Annotated in this window: 18 protein-coding genes and 1 pseudogene; 14 read left to right on the top strand and 5 right to left on the bottom strand. The window is 24.6% G+C overall.

Going from position 1 to position 20937, the window contains the following annotated elements:
• The first annotated feature begins 134 nt into the window (after window positions 1-134).
• The 7 genes from AAHM95_RS01985 (at window position 135) to AAHM95_RS01955 (ending at window position 7049) form a co-directional block, all read left to right on the top strand.
• Complete coding sequence (locus AAHM95_RS01985) at window positions 135-1046, top strand: hypothetical protein (RefSeq protein WP_342273975.1); 912 nt, start codon at window positions 135-137, stop codon at window positions 1044-1046.
• A gap of 13 nt (window positions 1047-1059) precedes the next feature.
• Entirely contained in the window at window positions 1060-2214 is a 1155-nt protein-coding gene (locus tag AAHM95_RS01980; RefSeq protein WP_342273974.1) for a YitT family protein, read from the top strand.
• 151 nt (window positions 2215-2365) lie between these two features.
• Window positions 2366-3403 (top strand): DUF3137 domain-containing protein, encoded by a 1038-nt coding sequence (locus tag AAHM95_RS01975; protein WP_342273973.1) that lies wholly within the window; start codon window positions 2366-2368, stop codon window positions 3401-3403.
• Window positions 3404-3739: 336 nt separating this feature from the next.
• The gene (locus AAHM95_RS01970) at window positions 3740-4534 is read left to right on the top strand and encodes a hypothetical protein (RefSeq protein ID WP_342273972.1); all 795 of its coding nucleotides are present in this window, start codon (window positions 3740-3742) and stop codon (window positions 4532-4534) included.
• Between the two features lie 22 nt (window positions 4535-4556).
• A complete protein-coding gene (locus AAHM95_RS01965; protein WP_342273971.1) occupies window positions 4557-5444 on the top strand; it encodes a hypothetical protein in 888 nt (295 codons plus the stop codon).
• A gap of 247 nt (window positions 5445-5691) precedes the next feature.
• Window positions 5692-5892, top strand: coding sequence for a hypothetical protein (locus AAHM95_RS01960; protein ID WP_342273970.1), 201 nt, complete (start codon window positions 5692-5694; stop codon window positions 5890-5892).
• Between the two features lie 39 nt (window positions 5893-5931).
• A protein-coding gene (locus tag AAHM95_RS01955; RefSeq protein WP_338975281.1) for an IS3 family transposase occupies window positions 5932-7049 on the top strand; the annotation gives its coding sequence in 2 pieces (ribosomal slippage) (window positions 5932-6202 and window positions 6202-7049; 1119 coding nt in all).
• A gap of 171 nt (window positions 7050-7220) precedes the next feature.
• Here AAHM95_RS01955 and glpK read toward each other — a convergent pair.
• Genes glpK through glpO form a run of 3 tightly spaced genes read right to left on the bottom strand, consistent with a single transcriptional unit; the run spans window position 7221 to window position 10719 of the window.
• Window positions 7221-8789 carry a glycerol kinase GlpK gene (gene glpK, locus AAHM95_RS01950; protein ID WP_342273969.1) on the bottom strand — a complete coding sequence of 523 codons (1569 nt, stop codon included), beginning with the start codon at window positions 8787-8789 and terminating at the stop codon, window positions 7221-7223.
• 25 nt (window positions 8790-8814) lie between these two features.
• Window positions 8815-9588, bottom strand: coding sequence for an MIP/aquaporin family protein (locus AAHM95_RS01945; RefSeq protein WP_338975066.1), 774 nt, complete (start codon window positions 9586-9588; stop codon window positions 8815-8817).
• A gap of 18 nt (window positions 9589-9606) precedes the next feature.
• On the bottom strand, window positions 9607-10719 hold the full coding sequence (gene glpO / locus AAHM95_RS01940) for a type 2 glycerol-3-phosphate oxidase (RefSeq protein ID WP_342273968.1): 1113 nt from the start codon (window positions 10717-10719) through the stop codon (window positions 9607-9609).
• 268 nt (window positions 10720-10987) lie between these two features.
• On the opposite strand from glpO, the gene AAHM95_RS01935 reads away from it, so the two are divergent.
• A complete protein-coding gene (locus tag AAHM95_RS01935) occupies window positions 10988-12283 on the top strand; it encodes a hypothetical protein (protein ID WP_342273967.1) in 1296 nt (431 codons plus the stop codon).
• Between the two features lie 162 nt (window positions 12284-12445).
• Here AAHM95_RS01935 and AAHM95_RS01930 read toward each other — a convergent pair whose 3' ends face one another.
• A complete protein-coding gene (locus tag AAHM95_RS01930) occupies window positions 12446-13270 on the bottom strand; it encodes an HAD family hydrolase (RefSeq protein ID WP_338975427.1) in 825 nt (274 codons plus the stop codon).
• Between the two features lie 10 nt (window positions 13271-13280).
• A complete protein-coding gene (trxA, locus tag AAHM95_RS01925) occupies window positions 13281-13622 on the bottom strand; it encodes a thioredoxin (RefSeq protein WP_338962978.1) in 342 nt (113 codons plus the stop codon).
• A gap of 522 nt (window positions 13623-14144) precedes the next feature.
• Here trxA and AAHM95_RS01920 point away from each other — a divergent pair.
• The 6 genes and pseudogenes from AAHM95_RS01920 (at window position 14145) to AAHM95_RS01895 (ending at window position 20857) form a co-directional block, all read left to right on the top strand.
• Window positions 14145-15527 carry an MFS transporter gene (locus AAHM95_RS01920; protein ID WP_342273966.1) on the top strand — a complete coding sequence of 461 codons (1383 nt, stop codon included), beginning with the start codon at window positions 14145-14147 and terminating at the stop codon, window positions 15525-15527.
• Window positions 15528-16224: 697 nt separating this feature from the next.
• Window positions 16225-16824 carry a hypothetical protein gene (locus AAHM95_RS01915; RefSeq protein ID WP_342273965.1) on the top strand — a complete coding sequence of 200 codons (600 nt, stop codon included), beginning with the start codon at window positions 16225-16227 and terminating at the stop codon, window positions 16822-16824.
• 101 nt (window positions 16825-16925) lie between these two features.
• On the top strand, window positions 16926-17942 hold the full coding sequence (locus AAHM95_RS01910; protein WP_342273964.1) for a hypothetical protein: 1017 nt from the start codon (window positions 16926-16928) through the stop codon (window positions 17940-17942).
• Between the two features lie 66 nt (window positions 17943-18008).
• Window positions 18009-18233 (top strand): annotated as a pseudogene (locus tag AAHM95_RS01905) (IS3 family transposase); the annotation flags it as partial.
• 305 nt (window positions 18234-18538) lie between these two features.
• On the top strand, window positions 18539-20263 hold the full coding sequence (gene ptsP, locus AAHM95_RS01900; protein ID WP_425289622.1) for a phosphoenolpyruvate--protein phosphotransferase: 1725 nt from the start codon (window positions 18539-18541) through the stop codon (window positions 20261-20263).
• Window positions 20264-20347: 84 nt separating this feature from the next.
• A complete protein-coding gene (locus AAHM95_RS01895; protein ID WP_342273962.1) occupies window positions 20348-20857 on the top strand; it encodes a PTS sugar transporter subunit IIA in 510 nt (169 codons plus the stop codon).
• Window positions 20858-20937: the final 80 nt, after the last annotated feature.

Raw genomic sequence — 20937 nt, 5'->3', positions numbered from 1 at the left:
TCACTAAATAATGACAAAATTAAGTATTATTGTTGACTAATATTTTTCAAGTGTTAAGATTAACATACAATTGCATATTGAAGTCAAAATTATTCTCGTCTAACTTTATAATTTTAAGACAAATTTGAATATTATTGACAACATCGGTACGCTCCCAAAAAATTTTAACATTAATGGGTACTATTGCTTTTGGTAGTGGAATAGTAACGCCAGTTTTAGCTTGTTCTGATCAACAACAAGATAGTATTTTAAAAGCAATTACTAATGGTAATGGTAATTATAATGGTTGAGAAGCAACTTTGTCAAAAGTTGGTATTAAAAAACCAGTGGATGTTCCTATTGATGGTCAAAGACCTGAAAAAGAACAAGTTATTAAAAATGAAGCATTAGAAAACAGTCTTGCACAATCACTTGCCAAATTAATTTTAGATAAAGCAAATATTAAAGAACCAACTTGATTTGATAGTCAATTAGAAGTGGGTACTAAATGTTATTATTTTACGATTGATAATGGTAAAATAGATGAATTAACAAAATCAAGAACTTGAGATGTTGATACTTCAACTGGTAGAATTAGTATTAATATTACTTATCAAGTTGGAGTAGTAAATAATGATAAAAGTTTTAAAGTTGAACAATACATAAAAAAAACTTTTAATATAAAATGTTCTTATACACAAAGCGATTACATAGTTTATAGTTGTGTTAGTGATGTTACTAAATTATCAGAACAAATAGTACCAATTAGTGTTGATGAAAAAACTAAACCTGATATTGATAAAACATATGCTGATTTTTCTCAAAAAACTAAAACTTTAGTTCAAGAAGGAATAAGTTTAGCATTAAATAATAATCCTCATGTTAATTCTGTTAATATTAATATCAAAGGAATTGATGGTCAAAAAGTTACAAGTTCTGGGCCTAATAAATTAGAACTTAAAGTTAATTTTGTGATTAGTTTTCAAGATTCATTAATTGACATGTCTTTACCTTCGCCTTATGATGATAGTAATTATGTTCCAACAATACTTCAATTTAATAGTTAAAAAGGAGTTTAATATGTCCAATAATTCAGAAGCAAAAAATAAAGATAAAGAGCCACCGTTAATTGTTGATGCCTTTACTTTTAAAAATATTGGTGTTAAGCAAGAGATCCATTCTTCATGAAAAAACTTTAATTGAAAAATAATTTCCAAAAATTTATTATTAATTTTTATTGGTGCTTTTTTAACAACTGTTTCCTTTTTTTATTTTATTAATCGTGCTGGTTTATATACTAATGGTTTATCAGCTTTTGCACAATTAATAGCTAAATTTATTGCCTTATCTTATAATGGCAGTATTACTGAACAAGAAACAACCCAAGCATTTTGATTTTATCCAGTATATTTTCTTATTAATGGTCCTATCATTATTTGAGGATTATTCAAGGTTGGATTTCGTTTTACTCTTTATACTATTATTTATTTGTTATTTCAAAACGGAATTAACTTTTTGTTAACATCAATTGATGTTCTTAAAAATTTTCAAGTTTTAGGTAATGAGCCATTAAAAGGTACTACAGATTATTGGCACTTAGTTTTACCACGTACTTTTATTTTTGCTGCTTTAGGTGGATTAATTTATGGTGCTGGTATTGGTATTTTATTTAAAACTGGTGGATCTAGTGGTGGTATGGATTTTATTAGTACTTATATTTCTATGAAACGTAAATATTCAATTGCTACTATTATTAGAAATACTAATATTATTATTGTTGTTATTGTTTTAATTCTTGATGGAACTTTTTTACAGAAAACTAGTCTTGTTGATAATTTTTTAGTTAGACCTTATTTTATGTCAACGCTTGTTTATATTTATGTAGCAGCTTTTGTTATGAATAGAGTTTATCCAAAATATATGTTGATGAGTGTCTTTATTATTTCTAATGAATTAGAGCAAATCCGTAATGATATTTATCAAAATAATTATTTACGTGGTGGTAATGTTTGAAATGTGAAAGGTTTGTATTCAGGTAATGAATATAAAATGATGATGACAACAATGTCATTATTAGAATATAATTTTTTTAAAACAAAAATAGTTCGAATCGATCCTAAAGTTTTTATGGTAGCAGTTCCTGCAAAATATATGCATGGTGGTAATGCAGGTAAACTTCCACAAAATGCACCTGTTAATATTACTGAAATTAATGATTTTTTAGAAAAAAACTAATAATATATATGTTATAATGTAATTAGTTTTATAATAATAGGTTTTTAGACTTCTAAATAGATTATTACATCTATAGTTAGTCTTTTTCTATTTTTTATAAAACAAAATTAGTTATAAACTATATTAAGAATTAAAAAAGAATGGAATAATTATGAAACATAATTTATCGCCAAAGGTTGTAAATGAGATTGTTAATAATATTCATACTGACTATAATAATAGTAGTAATCATTGATGAATTAAATTAATAAATAATCGTTTATGAATTAGTTTATGAATTATTACTACCATTATTGCTCTAATTGCTATTGGTGCTAGTATTGGTATTAACAAATCATCATTTATTAAAAAACCATTTACCATTATTAGTATTATTGGATTTATTGTTGGATGTTTTTTATTAGTACAGAGTTTTGTATTAAAAACTAAAATTCATGAAAAATTAATAGAAGAATTACCAATTATTAACTATTATCAATGAGTTATTAAAGATAATAATTCACAAATGAATTTAACAACTATTAGTGATTATTGAACAATTGAACCACAAGGTAATTTACCTTTAGATGAACAACCTAATTATTATTATAATTATTGCGAACAAGTAATGATAGGAAGTATTAATGGTCAAAATTTTAACTATGGAAGTATCATTAACCAAAAAGTTATGTATGAAACAAGTTCTGGATATAATAGTGCTGCTCAAGTTATTGAAACAGAAAAAATTACTTGTTATTATACACGTTTTGTTTATTACACAACTATTATTAGGAATAATAATTTTACAATGACATTAACACCACGTAATATATTTTCAAAAAAATTTCGTAGTAAAAAGAAAGTTCAATTAGAATCACATTTATTTGAAGATTTATTTGAAGTAAAATGTGATAATCAAATTAAATTAAGATTAATTTTAGAACCAAAAGTAATGAATTTACTTAATGAATTTGCTTATAGTTTAGGAAATAAGGATTTACCAGTTATTCACATAGAAAATGAACAATTAACATTAAGTTGAAAATATGAATTAGGAAAAAATCCATATAATGATGGAAAAGGAAAATTGATGGTTTTACCCACTACTACTAATCTTGAAAAGTTTATTAATAAATTATTAGCAATGATTAGTAAAGATATTTTAAATTTAACGCAAGCACAAATGTGAGTTAATAGCTTACAATTATAATAATAATTTATATAAATTACTTTACAATAATTTAAAAATAAGGTAGATAAAATTATGAATAACTATCAATTATTAAAATCAAGTTGAAAATGATTTAACAATAAATATTTGATGCAGACGATCTTATGAATATTGTTAACAATTTGTTTGATTATTTGTGCAATTTTATGAGAAGTTAAAAGTAGTATTTTTAATAAAATTTAAACATTTGATTTTTTTAATAATGCTAGTATTACTGATGAAACTATTATTACTTTAAAAACTTATTTATATATTGCTATTTTTAGTAGTTGTATTGCAAGTAATACTTTAATATTTATTCAAATCAGATGTTGAATGAAAAAATATATTGAAAATAAATATAAGGTAATTTCAAATTTTGAAAATAATTTCTTTATTTTTAAAGCTTTATTAGTATTAAATGTTGCTAGAAACATTACTTATATTTTTTGTTTTACTAATGTTTTTACCACATTATTTGTTTTAATTTATTGATTTTGTTATTTTATTATTTATATTATTTTAGAAAAAATATTAGAAGAAAAAAATCAGATTCTTGGTAATCCTTGATGAAAAGATATAGAAAAACGATCATTATTTATTATTTTAGGTTTTGAAGTTTTATATTTAATTGTAAAAAATTCAATTTTGAATTTTACTAAGGGTGCTATTAACATTGATCAAGTTTTAAAGTACTTTATTCCCGCTAGTTCTTTAGCATTAATATTAGCAGTCTTTATTCAAAGTTTAGTTAAAAACGATGTTAAAACTATTTTAAAAAATATTAAAGATGTTAAAACCAAAGTTGATGATTTTAAAATATTTTATAATTGAGATTATAAAAATATCATTAGTGATTTTCTATTTGTTAAAGAAGCACCAATAATTATTCGAAATGAATTAAAACAAAAAGTATTAACTAATGAAGAAAAAAATAAAATATTTGAACTTTTACATGAAATTTATCAATTTCTAATATTTGTTGAAAAACAAAATATTAAAGTTAGTGAGTTGAAATATATTTATTATCATTTATTTTATGAAATAACAGATCACGCTGAAATTTCACAAATTAAAAATAGAATTATTAATACAAAAAAGAAAAATTTGAAGATAATACTAAAAAAGTAGTGATTATCTAAGGAAGTTTATTATGAAAAAAATATTAAAAATTATAAGTGTTTTTGCATTTACTAGTATTACTAGTATTAATATTAGCGCATGTGATGTTTTTCACAATTCATCAGTTGATTATCAGCAATTATTAGAAGATGCTGCAAATTTAATTGCTAATAATACTTATCCCAATTTTACTAATTTTTTAAAACCCGAAAATAAAACTCATGTTTCTGATTTTAAAAAATTAATTGAAGACAATATTTGGAACTTGTTTAATACTGCTCCAGAAGATTTTAGTAATATTACTTATGAAATTACTAATGGTCAAGATGAAATAAAAAAAATTAATAGTACTAACATTAAAATTCATTTAACTATTTATAATAATTCTGCAGTAAAAGATTGTAGTTTTAATGCTAATTTTAGTCCATTACAAGATTATATAAATGAAAAATTAGAACCATTAGTTAATGGAACACAATATTTATCAATTAATAAAAAGGATAGTGGTGGATTTTATAATGATTTAGTTACTGCTGGTGCTACTTTTAAAAGAGAAGAAAAAAATCAAAAAGAACAATATTTAAGAAATAATTCAGCTGCAGCTGAAAATTTTTGAAAATCATTTCAAGAGTGAATTCCTTCTGAAGAAGTGAAAAACCCTTTACTTGGTAATATTTTAGTTCCATTGTTAAATTTTATTCCAAAAAAACCCGTTACTTGGTTAACTTTTGATAATTTTAAACCATATTTGTTAAATGCTGGTGGATATAATAATGTTATTGCTATTACTGGTAATAAAAAATTTGGTGATAAATATTATGATTATATAAAAATTGGATTAGAGGGTAAAAATTCAAAGGATATTGCTTTTGGTAATAAATATGAAGGTTTAACTTTTATTTTTACTACTAATAGTTAATTAATAAATTTTTAGTTCCTTTTTGAAAAGATAAAAATTAATAATAAAAATTACTTTTATAACTATTTTTGTTTTAAAAAAATTAAAAAAATATAGACAAGTTATAAAACACATGCTATTATTTTTTCATACCTTTTTAGGTTAAATAATATATGCGACTAAAAGAAGTAGTTTCACGTAATAATTATATTACTGGAAGCTACTTTTTATTTTAAAAAAGTAGCAACTTAAAAAAATATTATTATATATGAAAGAAGTGTTTAAAATGTCTCCTTTATTTACAGGTAAACAAAATCCTAATATTCGTAGAATGTCTGATGATAGTGCAATAAGTTTATTGGGTTCAAGTGGTGATTTTTCTAGCATATCTAATAGTAGTACAATATCTATTTTTGAAGTGGATGGGTTACATGGATGGGTTACACTTTATTGGACACTAATTACATAGACAAGTGAACAAATTAGTTAAAAGAAAGGAATTATAATTATGGTCACTATTAACTCATATTCAGATGAATTTAAAAAACAAATAGTAGCTTTATATCAAAGTGGCAAATCAGTATCTTGCCTTGTTAAAGAATACAATGTTACAAGAGCAGCTACTTACAATTGAATTAAGCAATTTACTAATTCAGGTAGTTTTAAAACTAAAGATAATCTTTCAGATTTAGAAAAACAATTAATTCAAGCAAATAAAGAATTAAAACAGTTACGAATGGAAATTGATATTTTAAAGCAAGCAGCACTAATAATAGGCAGAAAGTAGAGATTATTGCAAATAATAAATCTAAATATAAAATTCGCACAATGTGTCATTTTTTAAAACTCTCTAAATCAACATATTATTTTAATTTAAAGAAAAAAAATAAAATTCAAAATAATATTTATGAACAAGCTGTTATTAGTGCTTTTAAAGAAAATAAAGAAGTTTATGGTACTAGAAGATTAAAAGTCATACTAGCAAACCAAGAAATTTATTTATCACGCAGAAAAATTAAAGAAATTATGAATAAGCATAATTTAATATCAAAATACACTAAATTATCATTCAAAAATTATCATAATAAAGTCAATGATAGTCAAATAACCAATCTTGTTAATAGAAACTTTAATAATAGAATTAAAAATGAAGTTATTGTTAGTGATTTAACTTATGTTCAAGTTAATGGTAAATGAAACTATATTTGCCTATTAATCGACCTATTTAACCGCGAAATTATTGGACATAGTGTTGGAGTTAAAAAAGATGCATCATTAGTATATCAAGCATTTATGCAATCAAATCACTGTTTAAAAGATATTGAAATATTTCATACTGATCGCGGTAATGAATTCAATAATAAAACTATTGATAAGCTTTTATTAGCTTTCAACATAACTCGATCTTTAAGCAAAAAAGGATGTCCTTATGACAATGCTGTTGCTGAAGCAACTTTTAAAACTTTCAAAATTGAATTTATTAATGATAAAAATTTTACATCATTAATCCAATTAAAATTAGAATTATTTGATTACATCAATTGATATAACAACATAAGAATTCACAGTACTCTAAACTACCTAACTCCAATTAGTTATCAAAAACAAATGTCTACCAAAAAATAGTCCTAAAAAGGGTTGCCATTCCAACACTTCTTCAGATATTTCACAAGAGTTTGCTGGAGTAGTATTTACTTTAAGTGATGAATTAGATTTATATTCTTAACAACTAAAAAAACAAAATAAAATAATTAAGTAAATTTACTTAATTATTTTATACTGTCAATTCAGTTATTTTTATTTAATAGAAGTAGTTCAACCACGTGTTCTTTTAACTGCTTCTTGTCAACCCTTATAAAAAGTTTCTGCTTTTTTTTCTGTCATAATTGGTTTATATTCTTTTTCAATTTTATTTATTTTTTTAATATCATTAATATTTCAAAATCCAATTGCAAGTCCTGCTAAGTAAGCAGTACCCATTGCTGTAGTCTCAGTATTTTTAGGTTTAATTAAATTAGTACGACTAATGTCACTTTGGAATTGCATAATATATGAATTATTACTTGCTCCACCATCAACTTTAATCTTAATTTTTAAATCTTTTAAATCTTTATTTAATTTAACATCTGCTTGCATTGCCAGAATAACATCTTGTGACTGATAAGCTAATGATTCAATGGTACCTTTAACAATATGTTCACGTTTCGTACCACGTTCTAAACCAAATATAGCACCACGTGCTGTTGAATCTCAATAAGGGGCACCCAAACCAACAAAAGCAGGTACTACATAAATACGCTGTTCTTCTTTAGGATCAACAATTTGTGAATATCATAGACTTTCATCGGAACGATATAACATTCGTAATTGATCACGTAAAAACTGAACAGCAGCTCCTGCAATAAAAACTGAACCTTCTAAAGCAAAAACTGGTTCTTCGCCTAATATTTGATAAGCAATAGTGGTTAGTAAACCTTGTTTTGAAAAAAGAGGAGTATTTCCAATGTTCATTAAAATAAAACAACCAGTACCATAAGTATTTTTGATTTCACCAGGTGTTAAACATAATTGACCAAATAATGCAGCTTGTTGATCACCAATTGCAGCAGTAATAGGAATTTCTTGCTCATCATTTTGGAATAACATTCCTTTATAAGTAGTTCCAATTTTACCTGAACTGGCAACTACTTCTGGTAGCATATTTTTAGGAATATCAAATAATTCTAGTAATTCTTCATCTCATTTTTTAGTATTAATGTTGAATAACATTGTTCGTGAAGCATTTGTAATATCAATAACATGTTTAGTTTTTTCAACATTATTTTCAATACCATTTGTCATTTTATAAATTAATCAACTATCAATAGTACCAAAAGCTAGTTTTCCTTTTTTTGCTAATTCACGTGCATTTTTAACATTATCTAAAATTCATTTTATTTTAGTAGCAGAAAAATAAGAATCAATTAGTAAGCCGGTTTTTTTATGAATTTTTTCTTTTCATCCTTTTTTTGTTAACTCTTCACAGTAATCTGCTGTTCTGCGATCTTGTCAAACAATAGCGTTATAAATTGGTAAACCTGTATCACGATTTCATACTACTGTTGTTTCACGTTGATTAGTAATACCAATTGCTTCAATTTGATTAGATTTAATATTACTTTTATTTAAAGCTTGTTGCATTGTTGTTAATTGATTATTTCAAATTCCAAGTGCATCATGTTCAACTCAACCTGATTGAGGGGGGTAGTGCTGAGGTATATCAATTTGATGGATACCAGTAATTTTTCCTTCTTTATCAATAATTAAAGTACGACAACTAGATGTACCTTCATCTAATGCCATAATATATTTTTTTTCTTCTGACATATTATTTATCCTTTCTGTACTTTTATTAAAGTATTTCAATTACTTGAATTAAACCACCAGCAATAATTGCTCCTAAAATTGGTCCAATAACAGGCACTGGAGCATATTTTCAATCAGAACTTCCTTTATTTGCTATTGGTAAAATAGCATGAATAATTCTTGGTCCTAAATCTCGAGCTGGATTAATAGCAAAACCTGTTGGTCCACCAATAGCAAGTCCAATAACCATAACACCAATACCAACAGTCGCAGGTCCAGTAATAAACGCAGAACCACTATTAAATATTTTATAATTAATAACTAAATTTTTAATACCAATAGTAGCACAAACAATCATAACTAGCATAAATGTTCCAATAATTTCTGTTATAGTATTTCAAATATAACTACGTTCGGCTGGGGCTGTTGCAAAAGTTGCTAAAATTTTATTATTATCTTCAGTAATGTTATATTGTTTAAAATATGCTAAGTAAACAACTAATTGTCCTAACATTGCACCTAAAAATTGAAATAAAATATAAAATGGAATATAAAGGAAGTTTTCCCCAATAAAAGCTGTTTTTTTATTAGCAACTCATAATCCAATAGTAACAGCTGGATTTAAATGTGCTCCTGAAATTCCACTTAACATTGCAGCAATAGCAACAGCAAATCCTCATCCAGTACAAATAACAAGCCAACCACTATTTTCTCCCTTTGTTTTTTTTAATAAAACGTTGGCAACAACACAATTTCCTAGTAAAATTAGGATAAATGTGCCAAATAGTTCACCAATAATTACTTGTGAGACTTCTGGCATAATATTTTCCTCCTTAAATTAAATATTTTTTATCATATTTGCTACTAGTAAAGCAATTGCTGGTGCTGAACTTAGACCTGGTGATTTAATACCAGCAACATTAATAAAGTTAGGATTATTACTAGCAAATTTTATGAAAAAATCATCAGTTTCAACACAAATTGCTCGTGAACCACTAATTACTTTACAAGTTTTATTAATATTTAAAGTTGGAATAATTTTTAGACCAATTTTATTAATAAGTTCAATATCTTCAATTGTAATTAATCTAGTATCACTTTTCGGTACATTTTCATGAGAAGTAGGACCCACCAAGATATGACCATCAAGCATTGGGGCAACTATTACTCCTTTACCATGAATAGTAGGTATCATAAATAGAATGTGATTATTTATAATATGATTTTCGGTTTTTTCAAGAATACAATACTGTCCTCTTCTAGTTTTTAAAGTGAAATCTTGACAATTTATTAACTTTACAATATCATCAGCATAATGACCAGCAGCATTAATAATATATTTTGAAGTAAAAGTTACTTTTTTTTGATTATTTAAACAAGTAACTCGAAAACCTGAATTTAATGTTTCAATATTAATTACTTGATGATCAACTTTTAGTTGTCCTTTATTTTTAATCATGCGATTAATTAAAGATTGTGTTAATAATACTGGATCAACAGCATATGAAGCAGAACAAAGTAGTGCACTAGTAACTTTTGGATTAACATTAGGTTCTAATGAAATTACTTCTTCTCTTGTTAATATTGATAATTCTTTTTTAGCAAGACCATTAGTAATACCGCGTGCATATAATTTTTGTATTTCTGAGTTTTCTTCTTTGCTAAAAGCAAGTATTAAAGAATCAATTTTTTTTCATGGAAAATCTAAATTTTTAAATCAATCATTTTCATATAATTTTCTGCCCTCTAGATTTAATTTAGCATTTAGTTTTCCTGGTGTTGGATCAAATCCACCATGAATGACTCCAGAATTTCCTTCTGATGTTTCTTGGGCAATTCTTAAATTTTTTTCTAAAATAACTACTTTTAAGTTTCTTTTTGATAATTCATCACTAATAGCAGCACCAATAACACCAGCACCAATAGTAATAACATCAAAATCAAATTCCATTACTTTCACCTCTCTCTAAACATCATTAAGAACAAAAGTTCTATCTGTGTATAGTTTAATTATAATATATTTTTTTATTATTAACTTAATTCCAAATATTAGGTTAATTTTTAGACATTTTTAAATGAGATTTTATTAAAAAAAATAAGAAAAATTTGTGTTATATTATAAATAACGATATAAGTTCAATATCGTTATAATTTTAATGAGTATATATAAAAAGATATCTAATTATTAAAATTGTATTATTTAAAAGGTAGGTATATGAATGAAACAATTACTAATGACATTAAGTACATTAACAACATTAACTTTAACAAGTAATACTGTTATTAATAGTATTAATGATAATATTGTTAATAACAGTAGCTTAACAAATAAATCATCAATAAAGAATTCTACAAATTCATTATTTAATAATCAATGAAATGTTTTAGATACTAGTGATTGAATTACTAACCAATCAATAACTGATTATAAGTTTTACAGTTATGATACTTCAGCATTAAAAAATTATACTTTTGCCAATGCTCAAAATACTTTTTTAGTAGATACAACAGGTAATCTAGTTTATAATACCAAAGTCATTGTTCCTGATAAAGATAAATCAGATATTGAAAATACTAAACAAGAAATGAATAATACTAAAAAAGTAACTACTATTAAAGATACATATAATCCATATAGTAAAAGTAAATATAGTACTTCTTATTTTAGTGGTGATAATCAAGATTGAAAGTTAATTCAGCAAGGTGGAATTGAAAAACACATTGATATTTCACAACAAGCAGGTGCTGATAAAGTTGAACATAGTGATAATTTAAGTGAAACATTGGGTCTATATTATATTGCTAAAGCAACATTATCTAATAAAATTGATAGAACGATTGCTCAACAATTAGCTAATTATTTTATTAGTCAAAGTAGTTTAAAAGAACAAATTAATAATGAATTAGTTACTAAAATTATTGATTTAATTATTGATAATAAAGATATTTATAATTTTATTTATAATCTACCATTTAATATTAGCGACAAAAACTATTCATTAAACTATATTTTTGATAAAGATAATAATTTAATTGAAATTTATTATAACAAATGAAATGCTGATCCAGTTACTAAAAATTTAAATTATAAATATAGTGATAGTTATAACGGTACTTCTTCTAATAATGGATATACAAGTGATACTAAAATTATATTTAATGATTGAACGAAGTATGCTAATAATTGAACTGATTTTACTAATATTTTTTCTACTATTACTTTTGATAATAATTCTTTTATTTCTGCAGTAACACCAGGAGGGACAGATAAAAAAAGTAATATGAGTGTTGCAACAAAAAATATTACGGAAACTATAACTATTCAATTTAAAGTTTATAGTCATGATAGTGTATTTTTATATTGGGCAACTTTAGCTATTTGAATTAATATTTGACATGATGATCATAATGTTTACTTAGATATACAAATAGAAGAAAGTGCTAGTGGAGGAACTAAAACTTTAACTTCTAATATAGATATAAACGATGTGTCTTTTATTTCTACAATGAAATAATTGATGTGTTTAACAGTTAAATAAATAAGTTTAATTAAGAAAAATTAAAAATAAAAATATTTAGTTAAGTATAAAGGATATTGAATTAAAAATGCTGGACAATTACCAGCATTTTTAAAGTTATATTTGATAATAAACTATATTAGAAAATTAAACTATTATTTATTCAAACTCTGATTTAGGAAATACATATTTATCGATAGCTTTTGCAACACCACCACAAGTATTTTTACTAGTAACATCATATGCTATTTCTTTTAAATTAGGATGAGCATTTTGCATTGCAATACCATATTTAGCCCACTTTATTAATTTATAATCATTCATACCATCACCACAAGCTAGTACTTGGTCAGGAGTAATATTTCATTTTTTGCATAAAAATTGTACAGCAGCAGCTTTATTAATACCAATTGGATTAATTTCGATAACACTATGAGAAGAAGTAGCAAGTTCTAAATCTTTTATAGTATTTAATTGTTCTAAAATTGGATTAACTTGTTTTTTCTTTTTACAAAATAATAAAATTTTATACATACCCTCATCGGTATTCTCATCAATTTGTTTAGTTGGTAGGTTATTAAAATTTTCCATAATTTTAACTTTTAGTGATCTGCGATTAATTAAGCCTGTTTTATTATCGGTACTATATCCTCACATTGCTAAATTATTTTTATTAGCAAATTTAACTATTGTTTGTATTTGCTCTTTTGTTAATGATTTTTCATATAATATATCTAATCTATTATCATTAGTAATATCAAGGATGTTACCACCATTATAACAAATAATATGACCGGTTTTTTCGTGCATTAAACATGCTTTTGCAATATCAATGGTTGAACTTGGTGCTCTTCCTGTTGCAATAATAACTTTAATATTTTTTTGATATGCTTTTTGAATTGCAATTAGATTTTTAGGATGAATTTTTCATCTACTTTTTAGTAAAGTTCCATCTAGATCAAGAACAATTAATTTAATAGCCATTATAAATACCTTATTTTCCCATTTCTTCGATAATATTAGTCATATCTTTTTCAGAAACTAAACCAAAAGTTTTTTTAACTTCTTTTCCTTCTTTATTAAAATAAATTAATGTTGGAATTGATTGGATTTCATACTCTTTTGCTAGTTCTTTAGCTTTGTCAACATCAACTTTAATAAAATTAATATTTTTGTGTTTTTCGTCATTAGCAACATTTTCAAATCTTGGCCCTAACATTTTACAAGGACCACATCATTCTGCTGAAAAATCAATTACTGTTATTTTTTTTGATTGTAAAAGTTGCTCAACTTCTTTTATAGAATTAATATGTTGTATTTTGCTTTCATTATGCATGTGTTCACTACCTTTTCTTTTAATTTATTTTATGGTTTAATTTTATCATTAGTTTTAATTTTTAAAACATTAAACGATAAAATATTTTTTTTAATTTTAGTTATTACTATATAAATATTTATAATTTTTTTAGAATAAATTTATAAGAAAATTGTAAATTATTTTGTTTAAAATTAAAGAAATATCTTTTCAATTTTAGAATATATCTGTTATAATCTGAAATATATAGGTTAGGACTAAACAATTTGAGAAGGGGATAAATAAATTATTAGTATATTTTATAAAACTGTTTAATAAATAGATGTAAATGAATTTTAAAAGGTGTAGAGTTAATATTTATTTATGGTATTTCAAAAAAATAGTTTGGTAGAGAGTTATTTTTTAATTTTTAATATTATTTATTTTTCCACAAAAACAAAAATTGTAAAAACCTATGTGTTAAAGTATGTTTATATTAAGTTTTTAAGAGCAGGTTATTTGGGTTACTATAATTTATGCATCCTTTTAGAAGGAGAGTAAAAAATGTCTGTTTTTAATAGACTTGCATGTGTTTTTAAGCCACCTGCAAAAAAAGAAATTTTTAGTGAAGACTTAAAGCAAGTTAATAAAAAATTTATTATTTTGCGTAATCAAGTTTTTGGTTTTAGCATTTTATCATATATTCTTTACTACTTTACTCGTCAAGCGTATACAGTAGCGGGTTCTGCTTTAGAAAGCAATGGTAGCATAACTAAAATGGAGTATGCTTTAATGGGAACAATTTTTGCGGTTGTTTATGGTGGTGCTAAATTTATTGTTGGAAATGTCGCTGACCGTAGTTCAGGAAGAGTAATCATGATTGTTGGATTATTTGTTTCTTCTATTTTAAATATTATTATGGGTGGTGTAGTTGCTTTTGCTGGAACTAAAATTAGTGTTGGCCCATTTGTAATGATGTTGAGTTTGATTGCGATGTTGGCTGTTTTCCAAGGTATGGGTTGACCAGCTACAGCTAGACTATTTTCTCATTGATTTACTGATAAAGAACGTTCAGGACGTATTGGAATTTGAAACTCAGGACAAAATATTGGTGCTGCTTTATTACCAGTTGTTGTTATTTCTTTAGTAACAGTACTTGATCCGGGTGGAACAATTTATGGTTTATATTTTTGAATTCCTAGTATTTTTGCTTTAGCTATGATTCCATTATGTTTATGAGGATTACGTGATCGCCCCGAAGCAGAAGGGTTACCTACTGTTGAAAAATGAAAAGGTGTTCTAGAACATAAAGAAGAAAAAGCAGAACTTAATTGAAAAGAAATTTTTGTAAAGTATATTTTAAAAAATAAATTTTTATGAATATTAGCATTTGCTAATATTTGAGTATATGTTGTACGACAAGGACTGGCAGGATGAACATTAATTTTAATGAAAGATGTTCATGGTTTAGATTTAAAACATAGTAAATGATTTGCTGCCTGTTTTGAATTATCTGGTTTATTTGGTGGTATTTCTGCAGCATATTTTGCTAAGTGATTTTTTAATAATCGTAAAGCACCATTAATGATATTTGGATTATTAATTGCACTTTGTGGACTGGTTTTATTGCAAGTTGCTCCTCGTGGTAATATGCCTATGCTTATTACTGCTTTAATTATTGCTGGTTTTGGTGTTTATATGCCACAAGCAATGATTGGTGCTACTGCTATTGAACTAACAAATAAGAAAGCAGCTGCTACTGCTTCAGGATTTACAGGATTATCTGGTTATTTTCTTGGTGATGCTCTTTTTTCAAAAGTAGTAATTGCTGGTATTGGTAATGAAAACTGAGATTATGTATTTTATTACTTTTATGGTTGTATTACTGCTGCTATTATTTCATTAGCTTTACTATGAACAAAAAATCAAGATAATAAAATATTATAAAAATATTATTAAATTAGCACCATAATAAGGGTGCTAATTTTTTTATTTAAAATGATATTTTAATAATAAAATTAATAAAATTTTATTGATTTTCAAAGTTGCGGTTTTATAATAAATTTAAGACACACAAAATTATTGGTTATTAGCCTACTAGTATTATTTTTTATTTTTACTAAGTAGTTTTTTTATGTTTTTTTGTAATGTCTTAAAGGAAAAATATATTGTTATTTTAAAATAAATCTAGTTATATATTCTTATTTTTTATTTAATGAAATTACAATATATTATTTATGGGGTTTTTCTTTTACATATTGATAGAAAAAATGAAATTTAGTTGATTCAATTATTCTTTGTAAGTAAAACAATAATTTCTTATATATAAAAAATATATATTATGAACTTTTAGTTTTAATTTAAATAGTTCTCTTAAAAAGAGATATTGGAATAAAATCAAGAAATATAAGCAAATTGAATTAATATAGAAACATATAAATAGAACATTTAACATAAATATTAAAATTTCAAAATAAAACCTATATTTCTTTAAAAAGAAAATGAAAATATTATGTTAATTTTAAAATATGTTTAAAAAATCTTTGGAAACTTTTCTCAATCTTTATGCAATAAAATTTTAATTATACATAATAGAGAAAACGTGTTATTAATATAAGTTTAAAAAGGAAAGAAGCAAAGACAAATGTGTCCAATAAATGGTAATAGTGCCAGTATAAGAAATCAAAATATGGAATCTTTAGTGGTGGGAGTAGAAAATAATAATGAAATAGTTATTACTAAAACTAAAAAAATTATTGCAGAACTTGCAAATATTAATTTAAGAATTCATTATTATACCAATTACATTAATCAATATTGAAATAGTGATGAACAAAAATATAAAAATAAAGCAAGAATATATTTTGATTATTTAGGAGAAATTTATGAAAATTTACCAAAATTTATTAAAAAAGAAAGTGAAATAAGTTCAAATAATTGTTGTTGAAAAACTATTGAATATTTATCTTCTCCAATTGTATTATTAACAGGTATTTCAATTAGAGTAGCACAAAGATATTTTTCAATAGCTGTAGTATCAGAAAAGTCTATAATAGGTAAAACTTTTATAGAACAATTAGAAATATTAGGCAAAGGAATGTGAGAATCATTAAAAATTCCTGAAAATTATGCTATGGCTGGTGTTGATACACTTACATCTTATTTTTTATCTTACTATCCATTTGGATTAAAAAGTATTATTGATTTATTACCTTCAAATCAATTAACACAAAAAAAGAATTAGATGAATATTTACCATTCGAAATTATTATTAATAAATTAGAAAAACATTTAGAATTTAAAGAATATGAAAAATTAAATAAAATTAATTCGAACTTAGATAATTTGTGTACTAATTTGTCAACAATTATCAAAAAACATGATGTAATAAATCATATTAAAGATGAATTAAAAAATATTGATTTTAATGATGAATTTACTTTTGAAAAATTTAATTCTTTAATTCGTGCAGAAATCAGTAATGATTTTTTAAAAGAACTTTTAAATGAATTAAGTAAATTATCAAAAACTGATTTAAAAAATGAAGACTATTCTATTAAAGAAATTATAAAAAATAGTTTATTCAATACTAACTTTTTTTTAACAACATTATTAATAAATCATTTAGTTATTACTGCTTCTTCTGCTTATACTGCTGAAACATTAACATGAGAATCTTATACAGAAGATATAGTATCAATTAATAATATTATTTCAACTATTGTTCGTGCTACAGTAATGAGATTTGTTAATGAATATTTTATTAAAAATGCATTAAATACAATTTTTGAACCAGTAAAAAATTATTTTTGCCCTCAAAATAATGATCATACATTGCTACAATCATTTAAAAATTGAGTTAAAAATCAAAATAAATTAAGTCAATTAGGAGTCTTTATCGTTAGTTTTCTTTTTATTAGCGCCATTACTAATGCTATTAAAACTTATGCAGCAGATGTTACACAAAATAAAGGAGATTGAAAAAAAGCTTGAATTCAATTTAAAGAAACATTTCCAAAATTAGGAATGGTATTATCAGCACTTGGTGTAACTAGTTCTGATTTATATAATTTAACAAATAAAATGAAACCAGCTTTTAAATTAAAATATAAACAAAAAGAACAACAAAAGATTATTGATGAAGTATTATCTGAATTACCAAATATAATAAATCAAGCAAATGGAAATACTGCTAGTGATGGAAGAAGTTTTCTTACTAGAAGAATAAATGGTCATATTAATAATATTAATGAATGAGATGAAAATGATGTGCAAGATATAAATAACTCAGATAGAGAATCTCTTATTCCTAATAATAATCATAATCATGATCGTTCTCTTATCCAATGCGTAACTATCTAATTATATTAATATAGTGAAAAGATTCCTACTTTTAATGAAATTAAAAGTATGGATGGGTTACACTTTATTGGACATAGTGTTGGAGTTAAAAAAGATGCATCATTAGTATATCAAGCATTTATGCAATCAAATCACTGTTTAAAAGATATTGAAATATTTCATACTGATCGCGGTAATGAATTCAATAATAAAACTATTGATAAGCTTTTATTAGCTTTCAACATAACTCGATCTTTAAGCAAAAAAGGATGTCCTTATGACAATGCTGTTGCTGAAGCAACTTTTAAAACTTTTGGATGGGTTACACTTTATTGGACACTAATTACATAGACAAGTGAACAAATTAGTTAAAAGAAAGGAATTATAATTATGGTCACTATTAACTCATATTCAGATGAATTTAAAAAACAAATGTCTACCAAAAAATAGTCCTAAAAAGGGTTGCCATTCCAATATGAAAAATATTTAAAAATATTAAAATCATTTTTATTTATAAAAAGTTTAAATTATAATAAATATTTTATACAATATTTGATTTTTTTTATTATAATTTAGTAGACTATTAATAAACATATTTTATAAGGAGTGAAATATATATAATGTTAAAAATGAAAGGTATTGGTGCTAGTAATGGCATTGCTCTAGCCAAAGCATTAATCTTAAAACATGAAACTATCAAAACTAATCCTAAAAAAATTAATGAAAAAGAAATAGAAGGAGAAGTTAAAAAGTTACATGATGCCTTAAAAATAGCAGGTGATGAAATTAAACAACTCATCCAAAATACAACAAAAACTTTGGGTGAAGAAAAAGCCGCTGTTTTTGAAGCTCATTTTTTAGTAACAACTGATCCAGTATTAATTAAAGATACTGAAAAGTTAATTAAAGAAGAAAAATATAATGCTGCTAATGCTTTAGAAAGTACTGCTAATAAAGCAATTGCAACATTGCAAGCAATGGATGATGATTATTTTCGTGAACGTGCTGCTGATTTTATTGATGTTCGTGATCGAATTTTACGTAAAATTTTAAATATTAAAACTATTGATTTAAGTGCAATTAAAGAAGAAACAATTATTGTTAGTCATGATCTAACACCTTCAGAAACAAGTCAATTGAATCCTAAGTTTGTTAAAGGATTTTTATGTGATATTGGTGGTAGAACTTCTCATGCAGCAATTATGGCTCGTAGTCTTGGTATTCCAGCAGTTCTTGGGTTAAAAAATGTTACTACAAAAGTAAAAAATAATCAATTTTGTGTATTAGATGGTAATAGTGGTGAAATTGAAATTGATTTAAATAGTAGTGAAAAAAATAAATGAGTTGCTAAACAAAACGCATGAATTGAAGAACAAAAAGAATTATTAGTATTTAAAGGTAAATTAACTAAAACCAGTGATAATCATGAAGTAAAGTTAGAAGCAAATATTGGTTCACCTAAAGATATGATTAAAGCAATTGAATATGATGCACAAGGAGTAGGACTTTTTAGAAGTGAATTTCTTTATATGGAAAGTAGTGATTTTCCAAGTGATGATATTCAATTTGAAGAATATAAAAAAGTATTGTCTGCTACTAAACATAAAGTTGTTATTAGAACTTTAGATATTGGTGGTGATAAAGAATTATCATATTTAGATTTACCAAAAGAAATGAATCCTTTCCTTGGTTATCGTGCCATTCGTTTGTGTTTAGATCGTAAAGATATTTTTAAAACTCAGTTACGTGCTTTAATTCGTGCTTCAGCTTTTGGTAAATTAGCTATTATGTTTCCAATGATTGCTACTGTTGAAGAATTTAAAGCAGCTAAATCATTATATGAAACTTGCAAAAAAGAATTAATTAAAGAAAAAGTTAAAGTTAGTGATGATATTCAAGTTGGAATGATGATTGAAATTCCAGCAGCAGCAGTTAATGCAGAAATATTTGCTAAATATGCGGATTTCTTTTCAATTGGAACTAATGATTTAATTCAATATAGTTTAGCCGCTGATCGTATGTCAGAAAAAGTGTCTTATTTATATCAACCATATCATCCATCAATTTTACGTTTGATTAAGATGACAATTGATGGTGGACATAAATATAATCGTCCTGTTGCCATGTGTGGTGAAATGGCTGGTGATAAAATTGCTGTTCCACTACTAGTTGGTCTAGGGCTAGATGAATTTTCAATGTCTGCATCTAGTATTTTAGAAACTAGAAAAATTATTAGTACTTTAAATAAAAAGGATACAGAAATATTAGCATCAAAAGCATTACAATGTGAAACCAATGAAGAAGTTAAATCATTAGTAGAAAAATTTTTATCAAAAAAATAAAAATATTATTTATTTTTAAAGTTACATTATTTAATGTTAAAATTATAAACATCTAATTTACATAATTTTGAGGAGAATCGACATATGTTTTTCAAGAAAAAAAAACAATTACCTTTATTAATTTATGCACCAGTTACTGGTAAAGTTATTAACCTTAGTAAAGTTGAAGATCCAGTATTTGCTCAGAAAATGTTAGGGACTGGTTTTGCTATTATTCCTGAATATAAAGGTAAAGATGGAGTTGAATTTGTATCACCATTTGATGGAAAATTAGCAACAGTATTTAATACAGGACATGCTTATGGTATTAAAGATGTAAATACAGGTATTGAATGTTTAGTTCATATTGGTATTGATACTGTTGAATTAGCTGGTAAGGGCTTTGATATTAAAGTTGAACAAGGTAAACCAATTAAAAAATCAGAAGTAATGGTAGTTGCTAATTTACAAGAAGTTAAGAATAAAGGTAAAAAAGTAACAACACCAATTGTTTTCACTAATGAAACAATGGAAGGTTATGTTGTAAAGCAAGTAGTAAAAGATGATGAACAAGTAACGGTTGGTCAATTAATTGCTGAAGTCACTAAGAAATAAATATTTTTATTAAAACAAAACCATTTAAGGTTTTGTTTTAATAAAAATAAAATTAATTTGATAAAATATTAATAAGTATT

Source organism: Spiroplasma endosymbiont of Phycita roborella (genome assembly GCF_964031195.1).
Taxonomy (GTDB): domain Bacteria; phylum Bacillota_I; class Bacilli_A; order Mycoplasmatales; family VBWQ01; genus Spiroplasma_E; species Spiroplasma_E ixodetis_A.
The sequence above is the reverse complement of the archived record's forward strand: the minus strand, read 5'-3'. Positions and strand labels throughout refer to the sequence as shown.